A 13,426-nucleotide genomic window follows, 5' to 3' on the forward strand; every position below is an offset into this window, starting at 1 on the left:
GGGACACGGATGTCCGGTTATCGATTCGGTAAAGAAGTGTGTGTACGCCCTGTTCTCAGGAACCCCACAGGCGACAGGATCCGCGGGAGGTCTCGATGTGAACTGCGCCGCCAACCGCGGCGCTTCAGACAATGGGGGAGGTTCCACTTGAGACGCACAGCAGTGCTCGGCTCGGCCGGCACTCTGATAGCGGGCACGCTCATAGCGGGCGCGATAGCTGCACCGACGGCCACAGCCGACGGCCGCCATGACAGCGGTTCGGAGGCGCGCGGCGTCCAGATCGCCGCCGCACAGGCGGCCCACACCGGCATCGACTGGAAGGACTGCCCGGCCGACTGGGCCCTGGCCACTCCGATTCAGTGCGGCTGGGTGACCGTACCGCTCGACTACGCCAAGCCCCACGGCAAGCAGATCAAGCTCGCCGTCGACCGGCACGTCAGCACCGGTACGGAGGCGGAGCGGCAGGGCGCGCTGCTCTACAACCCGGGCGGCCCCGGCGGCTCCGGGCTGCGGTTCCCCGCCCGGATCACCAACAAGAACCCGCTGTGGACGAAGGCCGCGAAGGCGTACGACTTCGTCGGCTTCGACCCCCGCGGTGTCGGCCACTCGGCGCCGATCTCCTGCGTCGACCCGCAGGAGTTCGTGAAGGCCCCGAAGGCCGACCCGGTACCCGACAGCGAGGCCGACAAGCGCGCCCAGCGCAAGCTCGCCGCCGAGTACGCGGACGGCTGCGCGGAGCGCAGCGGCGACATGCTGCCCCACATGACGACGCCGAACACCGCACGCGACCTGGATGTCATCCGCGCCGCGCTCGGTGAGAAGAAGCTCAACTTCCTGGGCGTCTCCTACGGCACGTACCTGGGGGCGGTCTACGGCACGCTGTTCCCGGACCACGTCCGGCGCATGATCGTCGACAGCGTGGTCAACCCGGCGAAGGACAACATCTGGTACGAGGCCAACCTCAACCAGGACATCGCCTTCCAGCAGCGCTGGGAGGACTGGACGGCGTGGGTGGCCAAGAACGACGCGGCCTTCCACATCGGCACCACGCCTGCCCAGGTCGAGCAGGAGTGGCTGAAGCTGCGCGCTTCGGCCAAGAAGAGCCCGATCGGCGGCGTCGTCGGACCCGCCGAACTCATCGGCTTCTTCCAGAACACGCCGTACTACGACTCCACCTGGGTGCTCGTCGCCCAGACCTGGAGCGACTACCGGGCGGGCGACACCCAGGCGCTGGTCGACGCCGCGGGCCCCGACATGTCGGATCTCGCGGGGAACGCCTCCTCGGAGAACGGCAACGCCGTGTACACGGCTGTCGAGTGCGCGGACGCCAAGTGGCCCACCAGCTGGCAGAAGTGGGACCGCGACAACACCCGGCTGCACAAGGACTACCCGTTCATGACCTGGGCCAACGCCTGGATGAACCTGCCCTGTGCGACCTGGTCGGCCAAGCAGCAGACCCCGCTGGAGGTCAAGACCGGCAAGGGCCTGCCGCCGGTGCTGATCGTGCAGTCCACGCGTGACGCCGCCACTCCGTACGAGGGCGCCGTCGAGCTGCACAAGCGGTTCAAGGGCTCGCGTCTGATCACCGAGAAGGACGCCGGCTCGCACGGCGTCACGGGCCTGCTCAACCCCTGCATCAACGACCGGGTGGACAACTACCTGCTCACCGGGCAGACCGACCGGCAGGACGTGACGTGCGCCCCGCACGCCACCCCGAAGCCGTAATCGGCTGAGCGAGGGGGCGGGCGGCCGGAGGATCATCACCGGCCGCCCGTCCCCCCGTACGGGCCCCGCTCGCCGACCCCGGCCCTACCGCGTCGGCCGTTCCCGGCCGTACCGCTCCAGCCAGGCGTCCTCCGCCTCATAGTTGAACAGGCCTTCGCCGTACGCCCGCAGCATCGCCGGGAAGGCGTCCCGCCAGTCCCGGCCGGCCAGCTGCCCGACGAGCCAATCGACGGTCTCCGGCAGCGACTCCACGTAGCCCGTCAACGGTCGGTAGCCGAGCTCCTTCGCGGCAGCCGTCATGTCGTACACGATGGGATGGGCACTGCTCCACGGCGTCTCGCCGACCTCGCCCACCGGCGGCGCTCCGTCCACCAGCACCGTCTCCGTCTCCCGGCCGAGCACCCCGTCGATGGCCGACGCGATCTCCGCGATCGTGGGCGCCTGAGGATCAGCCGCGTTGAGCACCCTCGACCCGGGCTGCCCGGCGGCGAGCCGGATCAGCTCGGCCACGTTGGACACGTGGACCGGATGGAAGCGGCTCGTGCCGTTGTACGCGAGCACCCGTCGTCCGCGCCCGTCCAGCAGCCGCTTCACGAAGTACAGCTCGCGCGGCGAGCGGCAGTGCGGGCCATGGATCGCACCGGCCCGCAGCAGCGTCACCGGCAGGGCGTCACCCGCCGCCAGCAGGTCCCGCTCCAGCCGGATCTTCCTGGTCCCGTACGTTGCATCCCCCGGCGCTACCGTGCGCTGTGTCTCCGGGATCGGCACCGGGTACCGCGGGGCCCCGTCGGGCTCGCCCTGGGTGTCGAAGCTGCGGCCGCGATCGTCCTCGTACACCGCACCGCTGGAGATGACGACCGCCGAACCCATCCGGTCGGCCAGCCCGGTCAGCTGCCGGGCGTGCTGCTCGCCGTACGCCACCATGTCGACGAGTACGTCACAGCCGTCGCCCAGCGCCGCGGCGAGCGCCCCCTCCTCGTCCCGGTCGAGGGTCGTCGTCCGTACGCCGTCGGCCCATTGCTCGTCCCGCCCACCGCCGCGCGAGGCCGCCGTCACCTCCCAGCCGTCCTCGACGAGCGCCCGCACCGCGGCCCGCCCGATCTGTCCCGTCGCTCCAAGAATCCACGCGTGCCCTTTGCCCATGGGAGGAACGCTAGGCGGAAGCGGACCCGTTGGGCCATGCGCGTTCGCCGATCGCGGATTCGCGGTCAGCGTCGCAGCCTCGGGAACTTCTTCGTCTGTTCGGCCTGCGCAGCCTTCACCTTGGCCGCGTACTCGTCGACGTACTCCTGACCGGAGAGCCCGAGGATCGCGTACATGATCTCGTCGGTGACCGCCCGGATCGCCGCCTTCTGATTCTCCATCCCGGCATAGCGGGAGAAATCCATCGGCTCACCGAAGCGGATGGTGACCCGCTTGATCCGCGGGACGACCTTGCCGGGAGGCTGGATCTCGAACGTACCGACCATCGCGCACGGCACCACCGGCACCTGCGCCCTGATCGCCATCACCGCGACACCGACCTTGCCCTTGTAGAGCCGGCCGTCGTGCGAACGGGTCCCCTCCGGATAGATCCCGAGCAGCTCGCCCTTGCTCAGCACCCCGAGCCCTTCACGGATCGCGGCCTGTCCCGCATCCTTGCCGGACCGGTCCACCGGGATCTGCCCGGCGCTGTGGAAGAACGCGGCGGTCAGCCGCCCCTTCAGCCCCGGACCGGTGAAGTACTCCGCCTTGGCGAGGAAGGTGATGCGCCGTTTGATGATCGCGGGCATCAGGAAATGGTCGGAGAACGACAGGTGGTTGCCGGCGACGATCGCCGCGCCGTCCTCCGGAATGTGCTCCAGTCCCTCGATCCTGGGCCGGAACAGCAACCGCAGCAACGGCCCCAGAATGACGTATTTGAGCACGTAATAGAACACGGGCGGCTCCTAGCGCTGCCGGATCGGCTCCAGGGCTACATTCTGCCAGGTCAGCGAAGACCTCAGGGAGGACAGCCTATGTGCAGCCGGCGTCACATGTAACCGCCTTCGGGCGGGTCGATGCCGACCCTCTGCTGACTTCACTGACAAGGTGTCAGCTCGGCGTCGCATGGAAGTCGGTGCGGGCCGGGGTCGGTCCGGCGAGGGAGGTCCGGCCACGGCGCGTGACGTCGGGAAGCAGTCCCGGCGGGTCCGACTCCCGAGGTCACGGACGCCGCGCCCAAGGAGATTGCGGCGCCGCTCGCCGCGGCCGGCCCGACCGTCGTGCCGCACGAGGACCGGGTGGCGACGAGCGGGACCGGCGTCCGCGGCGCTTCCCGCGGACGGGAGATCGTGCTCGTCGTCGGGCCCGAAGGGAGTACGTCCCCCGGAGGAGACGGCCGTATTCGGGGGACGCGGCGGCGTCCTCCGGTGGACCTACGCCGTCCTCGCGGTCGCCGCCGTGCTCTTCCTCGTCGCCTTCCTCACCAAGTGGTTCCGGGAGCTGTCCGCAGTTCGTCGGTGAGCCGCGTCCCGCCGAGGGCATCGATGGCACGTCGCAGCTGGGTACTCGACGTGTGCACGGTGTACGGGAAGTAGACGACGTCCACGCCCACAGTGGCGAAGTCCCGCTCCAGCCGTGCCCCCTTCGGCGTGTCCCGCCAGTCGTCGCCCTTGAACAGCACGTCGAAGCGAACCTGTTTCCACGTCTCCAGCTTGTCCGGCACGGTCTCGACGAAAGCGGCGTCCACGTACCGGATGCTGCGGACGATCTCCAGCCGCTCGACGAGAGGGATCATCGGCCGCCTGCCCTTGGCCCGTTCGGTCATCTCGTCCGGGACCACGCCTGCCACCAGGTAGTCGCACTGGGCACGTGCGTGGCGCAGGATGTTCAAGTGCCCGATGTGGAAAAGATCGTAGGCGCCCGGCGCATAGCCCACGCGATACGGCTTGCTCAATGGCACAGATGCCCCCGCGATCGATGATGTCCCCCTGTGCGCACTCCTTTGCGGGGATGTGCGGACTTTGACGATAGCGTCCACGCTCGGTGCAGGAAGGGTGAACAATTGGGGTGCGTCCTGGTTCACTGCCGAGCAGTGCGTGGGACCGGGGGGTCCCGTAAGGCGCGGACACACAGGGGAGGCCGCCGAGGCGGCCGGGGGAGGGTTTCGTCGCGTGACACACACCCACGACGAGCGTCGCAATCGGGACGGGAGCGGGGCTGCCCGCGCAGCGGCCTCCGTGCCGCGGCAGCGCACCACTCAGCCGGACGTCGCTGCAGATACTCACGAGGAGGGTGAACTCGCCCCGTACAGACTCCGGTTGCTCCTGGTGTCCACCAACTACGCGCCCGAGCACACGGGTGTCGGCCCGTACGCCACCGGTATCGCCGAGCACTGGGCGCGCCGCGGCCACGACACCCATGTCCTTGCCGGGCTCCCGCACTACCCGTCCTGGCGCCTCGACCCCGCCTACCGCACGGTGTGGCGGGCCACCGAGCAGCGTGCCGGAGTCACCGTGCACCGCAGGCGGCACAGCGTCCCACCGCGCCAGAGCGCCCTGCGCAGGGCCCTGTTCGAGAGCTCGATACTCGCCCACGGCCTGGTCGTGCCGCCCCGCACCGGCCGCCTCGACGCCGTACTCGCCCAACTGCCCAGCCTTGCCGGGGGCGTGCTCGGCGCCCGCGTCGCAGCCCGGCACCGGGTACCGTACGTGCCGGTCGTGCAGGACCTCATGGGGGCCGCCGCCGCGCAGTCGGGAATCCAGGGCGGTGGCCGCGCCGCCGAGCTGGCCGAGCGCGCGGAGTCCTGGGTGCTGCGGCGTGCCACGCTGGTCGGCGTCATCCACGAGACGTTCGTCGAGCGGGTGCGGGCCATGGGTGTTGACCCCGGACGCATACGCCTGGTGCCCAACTGGTCGCACATACAGGCCCCTTCGGCGCCACGCGACCGTACCCGCGAGCGGCTCGGCTGGCGGCCCGAGCAGACCGTGGTCCTGCACTCCGGGAACATGGGCCTCAAGCAGGGCTTGGAGGTGCTGGTGGACGCCGCCCGCCGCGACCCGGCCACCCGGATCGTCCTGATGGGCGACGGCAACCAGCGCGAGCACCTCACCGCACTCGCCGAGGGGCTGCCCAACCTGGAGTTCCTGCCGTCGGTGGACGACGCCGACTTCCCGGACGTCCTGGCCGCCGCCGACGTACTCGCCGTGACCCAGCGCGCCTCCGTCCTCGACATGAGTGTCCCCTCCAAGCTCACCTCCTACTTCGCGGCCGGCCGCCCGGTGGTCGCCTCGGTCGCAGCCGAAGGCGGTACGGCCCGCGAAGTGCTGCGATCCGGTGCCGGAATGCTTGTGGAACCGGAGAATCCTGATCAGTTCTTGTCAGCGGTGCGTAGACTCGCCGAAGATCCGAAGATGGCGGACGAGTTGGGCGCGGCGGGGCCGCGCCATGTAGCGGCCCATCTGTCACGGGAGGCGGGTCTCGCGCGCATCGACGCGCTGATCGACGAGGCAATGGGGGGACTTGGAAGGTGAACGAGACAAACGTTCCCGTCCGGGGGGAGGACGAGCCGGAGCAGTTGCGTGAGCAGTTCCGCCAACTGCTGCGCTACCGGTGGCTGATAGGCGGCGGGGTCGGCGTCGGACTGCTGGCCGGCGCCTGGCTCGGCGTCACCGGCGCCGACAGCTACGCCGCCACCACCGACATCGTGCTCCGCGCCCCCACCAGCGACCCGTTCGCGCCGACGCTCTCCAGCGACAAGGCGCTCAACATGGGGTCCGAGCGGCAGACGGCACTCAGCCGCTCGGTCGCGCAAGGCGCCGCGAAGCAGCTCAAGATGAGCGCGGACGAGGTGGATCAGCTCCAGAGCGGGCTCCAGGTCACCAACCCGCCGCAGACCCTCGTCCTGCACTTCACGTACAACGCGTCCGACCCGAAGGAGGCGGCGCGCCGCGCCAACGCCCTCACCGCGTCGTACATCGACATGCGCAAGGACCAGTGGGAGTCCGTCCGCGACTCGATGCTCAAGAGCCTGCAGGACCAGCTCAATCCGGTCGCCAAGCAGAACGACGAGCTCTCCCGGCAGATCAAGCAGCTTCCCGACGGATCCGCCGCGGACTCCGCCTACGCGGTGCAGGCCAACCTGCTCAACCGCATCACCGACCTCCGCAGCAAGATCACCAGCCTGAAGGCGCTCGACATGACGCCCGGCAACGTGATCCGCAACGCCACGGTCCCCTCCTCGTCCGACGGGCCCGGCCTGCCGCTGTCGCTCGGCCTCGGCGGCCTCGTCGGCGTCGGTCTCGGCCTGCTCGGCGCCTGGGTGCGGCTCGTCTTCGACCCGGCGCCCCGCTCGGCCGGTGACGTCGCCCGCGCCGTCCGCGGTCCCGTCCTCGGCGCGCTGCCCCGCGGCTCGGCGGGAACCCTGGTGGTCGGCCACACCGACTCCCGGGCAGCCGAGGAGTACCGCTCGATCGCCTTCCGCCTCGCCTACGACGAGCGCTTCGCCGACCGGCGCCGACTGCTCGTCGTCGCCCCGCGCGGCTCCATGGAGTCGAGTGTCGCCGTCGCGGTCAACCTCGCCGCCTCGTTCGCCGAGACCGGCAAGAACGTCCTGCTGGTGGAGGCCGACCTGCGCACCCCGTCGCTCTCCGAGCGGCTCGACGTGTCCGCCGCCTCCCGGCCCCGCTGGAGCCGTACCGGTGAGCACGCCGAGGGCGAGTGGCCGAGCCGAGGACAACTCCTCGTCGACGCGGGCGAGTCGGGAGCCTTCGTACTCGTCCCCGGCGAACGCGTGCGCAACGTACCGCGCGCGCTCACCTCCGCCCGGACCACCCGGCTGATCGCCGAGGCCGACGATCCGGACGCCACCGTCGTGGTCGTGGCCCCGCCCGTCCTCGCGTACGCCGACGCCCTCGCGCTCGTCGACCGGGTCGATGGCGTGCTCATCGTCTGCGACCCGCGGACCGTGCACCGCGCCGACCTGATGCGTATCCGCGAACTGATCGTCGGCGCCGGCGGTACCGTCCTCGGCGCGGTGACGCACACCGACTCCAAGAGGGGCCGGGCGCCCGTCGCCCGCCGTGGCAGCCGACGCCGGGCGCCCAAGAGCCAGCCGGTCCCCACTCCCGAGCCGAGCAACACCCCCGAACCCGAGCGGCACTTCGACGGCGACGGCAGCGACACGGTCGCGCTGCGCACCGTCCGCTCGGGGGACCGGTGACCGCCCCGGAGGAAAAGCCGCCGTCCGACCCGCCTCGCACCCCGCGGCGGTCGGCGGCCGCCCTCGCCTCGGTGCTCGACCAGGCGGCGTCCAGCCTCACCAACATCGCCGTGCTGGTGATCGCCGCCCGCGTCTCCACCGCGTACGGCTTCGCCACCTTCTCGATGGTGTACCTCACCTTCACGGTGCTGCTCGGCCTCAACATGGCGTACGTCGGCCAGGCCGTCGTCCTCACCCGGGGCGACACCGCCGCCACCGGCGCCGCCTGCAGGTCCGCGATCGCCTTCACCTCCCTCGCCTCCACCGTCGGCGGGGTCCTGCTAGCCGCCGTCGGCGCGGTCACCGGCGCCGTCACCGGCGGCTGGGCCGGACCCGGCGGAGCCTTCCTTGCCCTCGGGGTCGTGCTGCCCCTGGTCCTCGTGCAGGACGGGCTGCGGTACGCGTTCTCCACCCTGCGGCGCCCCGGCCTGGCCCTGGCCGCCGACACCCTGCGTCTGGTGTGCGTGGTTCCCGCGCTGCTGCTCCAGCCCCGGCACGCCGCGCCCGGACTCCTCGTGGCGGTGTGGGGCGTGTCGGCCGTCCCGGCACTGCTGCTCGGCCTGCGCCTGCTGTGGCCCCTTGTCCGCGGCGCACGGGCGGACCTGCGGCCCTACGTGCGCCGGGGCCACCTCGGACAGCGCTTCGTCGTGGAGTTCGCCGTCGGCAATGCCTCCAGCCAGCTCGCCGTGCTCGGCCTCGGCCTGTTCGCCGCCCCGCTCGCGGTCGGCGCCCTGCGCGGCGCCACCACGCTCTTCGGGCCGCTCAACGTCCTGTTCAACTCGGTCAACGCCTTCGGGCCGCCGCTGCTCAACCGGCTCGGCGGCCGTCGCGCCACCACCCGCGCCGCCGCGCTGCTCGGCCTCGTGCTCAGCGCCGTCGGCCTCGCCTGGGGGCTCGTGCTGTACGCCCTTCCCGACCACGTCGGACGCCAACTCCTCGGCGCCACCTGGCAGTCGGCCGCCGCTCTGTTGCCCGCCTCGGGCGCCCAGTACGCGGTGATGGGCCTGGGCACCTGCGCCCTCGTGACCCTGCGCGTGCTCAGGCCGCGCGCCACCCTGTCGGTGCAGGTGGTGTTCTCGCTGCTCTCGGTCGTCCTCATGCTCACCGGATACCTGCTGACCGGCTCGGCGCTCGGAGCGGCCTGGGGTCTGGCCGCGGGCTCCGCACTGAAGGCGGTGGCGGCCTGGACCCGGGTCGCGCGCCTGCGGGTGGAGGAGACGACCCCGACGACGGCGGTACCGGCGGTCCCCGCGAACTGAGCGTCACCGCGTGGGGGAGCGGAGCGCACGGCGCGCGGCCGCTCCCCAGGGCCCCGGCCCTCCGGTCAGCGCAGCCCCGGCGCCCGGTCCTGGCGGAACGTGGTGATCAGGGCGATGCAGAACGCCGCGATGGCCACGCGCCCTGATGCCTGGAGCAGTGGGCCCCGCAGCAGGATGAACGAGTAGCCGGCGACCAGAGGGACGGCCAGGGCGATCAGGCTCCCCGGCCGGGCACTGCGCACCGCGCGGCGGGCGTAGCGCCGGTCGACCCGTGCCGCCGCGTATCCCATTGCCACGAACCCCGCCACCATCCCGACCGGGCCGAAGTCGATCCACAGCTCGGCCCACACCGGCGACGAGAGGTTCGTGTTCGTCGCGCCCATCCACTGGCCGACCATGACCCCGGTGTCCATCGGCTTGTCGGGCCACACCGAGCGGGGGACCGCGAACAACACCGAGCCGGCCATCTGGCGGCCGAAGGTGTGGCCGCTGCCCGACCGGACGTACGTGATGGTGTTGGCGAACATGCCGACCTGGTCGTAGTCCTTGAGGGCCAGCGGCTCCAGCGGCGAAGTGGTCTGCACCGGACGGTAGTTGGCGTCGTCGTAGCGGAAGCGGTCCGCGAACGGGAAGACGACCAGCGCCACGATCACGCCCAGGCTGAGCGCGACCCGGTAGAAGGCCGCGCTCACCGGGAAGACGGTGAACAGCAGCGAGAAGAGGACGGTGAGGAACCAGAAACGCGGATTGGAGATCGGGTTGTTGACCACCGCGTTCAGCGCGGCCAGCGCCCCCCAGACCGCGATGATCACCACGGAACGGCGGGCCCGCCGCGAGGTCACCAGCCAGCGCGTGTACGCCAGCCAGGCGATGAGGGCGGGCACGGTGCCGAAGCCGCGCACGATGGCCTGCCCGGCCTGCGAGTCCGCCTGGGAGAGCCCGACCTCCTGGACACTGCTGATGATCTCCTGGCGGCTCGTGAAGAAGACCGCGGGACCGCCCAGCTTGACGACGAGGAGCGCCGAGCCGAGGAAGGCGAGGAGGGTCAGCAGGTACAGGCGGCGGCGGTGCACCAGCGCCGGCCGCAGCTTGTCCTCCCGCTTCCGCTCGGGCCGCTGGCGTGCCAGCAGGGTGCCGATGTCGAAGGCGACACAGCCGATCAGGACGAGCGCGACCGCCTCCGTCAGATCGGTGCGCGCACCCACCACGGGGGTCGGCGTACGGCCGAGCACGGCCTGCGCGAGCGGTGCCACGCCCATCGCCATGTAGACGAACAGCCAGAACGAACCGGCGAGCAGCTTGCGCCGGCTGGAGAGGATCATCCCCGAGAGCCGGATGCCGGCGTACATGGTGAGCGCGAGCTGGAGCCACAGCGCCGAGTCGTGCAGACCGGTGCCGGGCTGGACCAGCACGAGCAACGGCAGGAACACCGTGAAACCGAGGACGAGCGGCACCGACAGCGCGCGGGAGAGGAGCGTGCGCGGCCGGAAGGGCGGCACCGCCACCTGCCAGCCCCGCTCCGGTGACCCGGGCGTACCGGTCGTGCCCCGGACCATCTGCTGCGTCATGGCGCCCCCGCCCCGAAAGAGATCCCCGGCGCAGTCTAACGAGCCCTGGCCTGCGGTGAACGGTCAGCTACTAGAGTGTGGCGAAGTAGCGTCCGGGGAGACGCTGTTGAGGGGATGGATCGATGCGTGATCTCCCGGCCTTCACACTGGCCGGATACGACAAGGGGCGCGGGATACTCGTCCAGGCGCTCTGGTTCGCGGTGATGAACACGGTCTTCATGGCGTGGTTCACCCCGGCCCGGGTCAGGACGGCGCTGCTGCGGGCCTTCGGCGCCGAGATCGGCACGGGGGTGCTCATCCGGCACCGGGTGCGCGTGCTCTGGCCGTGGAAGCTGACGGTCGGCGACCACACCTGGATCGGCGAGGGGGCATGGATCCTCAACCTGGAGCCGGTCACCCTCGGCGCCCATGTGTGCGTGTCGCAGGAGGCCCTGCTGTGCACCGGCAGCCACGACCACCGCGCCGCCGACTTCCGGTACCGCAACGCGCCGATCACCGTTGACGACGGAGCCTGGGTCGCGACCCGCGCCACCGTCCTCGCCGGGGTGAAGGTCGGCCGCTGTGCCGTCGTGGGTGCGGGCGCGGTCCTCCACAAGGACCTGCCCGAGCTGACCCTGCACACCGCCGACAACCGGCGCCGACCCGTCGAGGAGCCGGCGTGAGAGTGCTGCACGCGGTCACCCTGCACAGCCCCACCCACGCCTTCGGCGGCCCGGTCCGGGTCGCCCTCAACCTCTGCAAGGGGATGCGGGAACGCGGGCACGACGCCCGGCTCACCGCCCTCGCCGACGGCTTCGAGGGGCCGCTGCCCGAGGAGGTGGAGGGCGTGCCCGCCCGCCTCCACCAGGCCCGCAGGATCCTGCCGTTGGGGTTCAGCGGCCTGACCTCGCCGTCCCTGCTCGCCGGCGCCCACCGTCTCGTACGGCAGGCCGACGTCGTCCATGTGCATCTGGCGCGCGACCTGGTGACCCTGCCGGTGGCGCTCGCCGCGCTGCGTGCCGGGAAGCCGCTGGTCCTCCAGACGCACGGCATGGTCGACCCGAGCGAGCGGCGCTCGGCCAGGGTTCTCGACGCGATCGCGGTGCGGCGGGTGCTGCGCGGAGCCACCGCCGTTCTGCACCTCACCCCGCGTGAACTGCGGGACCTGGAGGCCGTGGTGGGCGGGACGGGCCTCGACCGCGCCGTCCGCCTGGTGAACGGCGTGCCCGCGCAGCCCGAGGGCCCGGCACCGGAGGGACCGCCGCGCATCCTGTACGCGGCCCGGCTCCAGGCCCGTAAGCGCCCCGTCGACCTGGTGGAGGCGGCCCCTGCGATCCTGGCCCGGCACCCCGAGGCCACGTTCGTCGTGGCGGGCCCCGACGAGGGCGAACTCGCCGCCGTGCGGCGGCGGATCGACGAACTCGGACTCGCGGCGCGGGTGAGCTGCCCGGGACCGCTCGACGGGACACGCATGACCGAGGAGCTGCGCAGGGCGCACGTGTACGTCCTGCCGTCGGTGGACGAGCCGTTCCCGATGTCGGTCCTGGAGTCGATGGCCGTGGGCACGCCGGTCGTGGTGACCGACTCCAACGGCCTGGCCCGCGACGTGGACCGGGCCGGCGCCGGCCGGGTCGTGACGGGACCCGACGGCATCGCCCCGGCGGTGCTCGACCTGCTGGACCCGGCCGCCCGGCGCGCCGCGTCGGAGGCGGCCCGCAAGCTCACCGCCGAGACGTTCGCCATGGACGCGGTCCTCGGCACACTCCTCGACGTGTACGAGCGGGCCTAGCAACGACGGCCTCGGTCGTTCGGATCGGTGCGGACCCGCGCCTATCCGAACGACATCCGCTACGCGGGGAGCCAGGCGTAGCAGCCCGAGGAGACGAACGTACGGGTCCCGGACGGGATCTTCGCGGTGACCTTCTTCGGGGCGTCCGGGCCAGGGCCCGAGGCCAGCACCTTGTCGTCCGCGCCCAGTGCCTTCCAGGTGCAGCCCTCGGCGCTGGTCAGCGCACGATAGGTGCCTGGTGCAGGCTTCTTGCGTGTGCCGTCGGCGAAGCCGGTCGCGGCCTTGTCCAGCAGCGGCTTCTGCTTCGGGCACAGCTGGGCGATCGCGTCGCCGGCGGACGGCAGGTCCCCGGCGATGAGCGCGCCGATCGCGGCGTCCTTGTCGTGGGCGGCGGTGCGCTCGATGCGCTGACAGGTCTCCTGGCCGGCCTGGAGCACGGCGGCCGGGTCCATGTTCTTCGGCACACGGCCGTGCAGGTACCTCTTCTGCTCGGCGGTGAAGGAACCGGTCGCCGGGGTGAGCTTCGCGTCGGGCAGAACCGGGCCCTTGGAAGGGCTCGACGACTCCTCGGGAGCCGGGCTCGCCTGGTCGTCCGGAACGCCGGCCGCCTGGTCGTCGGAGATGCTCCGCGTCGGGTTCGCCGCCGCGTCGGAACCGCCGTCCGAGCTGCAGCCGGAGAGCGTGAGGAGCGCGATGAGGGCGCCGGCGGCGGCGCCGCGCCGGAGGGACCGGAGAGTACGAGTGTGCATGGTGGCTCCTGCGGCCCGAGCGGGCCGGGTATGAAGGCGGGCCCGCACACGAAGGTGCGGGCCCAGGTGGGGTGGGCGGGGTGGGGGGCCGCCCCCCCGCCCCCCCCCCCCCCGGCCCCCCGGGGGCGGTAGTGCCC

Annotated in this window: 11 protein-coding genes; 6 read left to right on the top strand and 5 right to left on the bottom strand. The window is 71.7% G+C overall.

What is annotated here, in order from left to right:
• The first annotated feature begins 147 nt into the window (after positions 1 to 147).
• A complete protein-coding gene (locus ACWCP8_RS26285) occupies positions 148 to 1,725 on the top strand; it encodes an alpha/beta hydrolase (protein ID WP_352269082.1) in 1,578 nt (525 codons plus the stop codon).
• 84 nt (positions 1,726 to 1,809) lie between these two features.
• Here the strand turns inward: ACWCP8_RS26285 and ACWCP8_RS26290 are convergent, their stop codons facing one another.
• The 3 genes from ACWCP8_RS26290 to ACWCP8_RS26300 form a co-directional block, all read right to left on the bottom strand.
• Positions 1,810 to 2,868 (bottom strand): NAD-dependent epimerase/dehydratase family protein, encoded by a 1,059-nt coding sequence (locus tag ACWCP8_RS26290; RefSeq protein ID WP_352269084.1) that lies wholly within the window; start codon positions 2,866 to 2,868, stop codon positions 1,810 to 1,812.
• Between the two features lie 65 nt (positions 2,869 to 2,933).
• Positions 2,934 to 3,644 (bottom strand): lysophospholipid acyltransferase family protein, encoded by a 711-nt coding sequence (locus ACWCP8_RS26295; protein WP_352269085.1) that lies wholly within the window; start codon positions 3,642 to 3,644, stop codon positions 2,934 to 2,936.
• Between the two features lie 524 nt (positions 3,645 to 4,168).
• The gene (locus tag ACWCP8_RS26300; RefSeq protein WP_451118503.1) at positions 4,169 to 4,642 is read right to left on the bottom strand and encodes an adenylyltransferase/cytidyltransferase family protein; all 474 of its coding nucleotides are present in this window, start codon (positions 4,640 to 4,642) and stop codon (positions 4,169 to 4,171) included.
• A 370-nt stretch (positions 4,643 to 5,012) separates the two neighbouring features.
• On the opposite strand from ACWCP8_RS26300, the gene ACWCP8_RS26305 reads away from it, so the two are divergent.
• From ACWCP8_RS26305 to ACWCP8_RS26315, 3 genes are read left to right on the top strand one after another with little or no spacing between them, the layout of a single operon-like run.
• Positions 5,013 to 6,218, top strand: coding sequence for a glycosyltransferase family 4 protein (locus ACWCP8_RS26305; protein WP_451118517.1), 1,206 nt, complete (start codon positions 5,013 to 5,015; stop codon positions 6,216 to 6,218).
• Entirely contained in the window at positions 6,215 to 7,906 is a 1,692-nt protein-coding gene (locus tag ACWCP8_RS26310) for a lipopolysaccharide biosynthesis protein (protein ID WP_451118505.1), read from the top strand. Before ACWCP8_RS26305 ends, ACWCP8_RS26310 begins: the two co-directional genes overlap by 4 nt.
• Positions 7,903 to 9,204 carry a hypothetical protein gene (locus ACWCP8_RS26315; protein WP_451118507.1) on the top strand — a complete coding sequence of 434 codons (1,302 nt, stop codon included), beginning with the start codon at positions 7,903 to 7,905 and terminating at the stop codon, positions 9,202 to 9,204. Before ACWCP8_RS26310 ends, ACWCP8_RS26315 begins: the two co-directional genes overlap by 4 nt.
• A 65-nt stretch (positions 9,205 to 9,269) precedes the next feature.
• On the opposite strand, the gene ACWCP8_RS26320 is transcribed toward ACWCP8_RS26315, so the two are convergent.
• On the bottom strand, positions 9,270 to 10,772 hold the full coding sequence (locus ACWCP8_RS26320) for a hypothetical protein (RefSeq protein ID WP_352269090.1): 1,503 nt from the start codon (positions 10,770 to 10,772) through the stop codon (positions 9,270 to 9,272).
• Positions 10,773 to 10,894: 122 nt separating this feature from the next.
• On the opposite strand from ACWCP8_RS26320, the gene ACWCP8_RS26325 reads away from it, so the two are divergent.
• Together ACWCP8_RS26325 and ACWCP8_RS26330 are read left to right on the top strand one after the other, a co-directional pair.
• Positions 10,895 to 11,434, top strand: coding sequence for a WcaF family extracellular polysaccharide biosynthesis acetyltransferase (locus ACWCP8_RS26325; RefSeq protein ID WP_352269091.1), 540 nt, complete (start codon positions 10,895 to 10,897; stop codon positions 11,432 to 11,434).
• Complete coding sequence (locus tag ACWCP8_RS26330) at positions 11,431 to 12,540, top strand: glycosyltransferase (protein WP_451118509.1); 1,110 nt, start codon at positions 11,431 to 11,433, stop codon at positions 12,538 to 12,540. The genes ACWCP8_RS26325 and ACWCP8_RS26330 overlap by 4 nt, the downstream gene beginning before the upstream one ends.
• Positions 12,541 to 12,599: 59 nt before the next feature.
• Here the strand turns inward: ACWCP8_RS26330 and ACWCP8_RS26335 are convergent, their stop codons facing one another.
• Positions 12,600 to 13,289 (bottom strand): hypothetical protein, encoded by a 690-nt coding sequence (locus tag ACWCP8_RS26335; protein ID WP_451118510.1) that lies wholly within the window; start codon positions 13,287 to 13,289, stop codon positions 12,600 to 12,602.
• Positions 13,290 to 13,426 lie beyond the last annotated feature (137 nt).

Source organism: Streptomyces sp. NPDC002206, assembly GCF_053593595.1.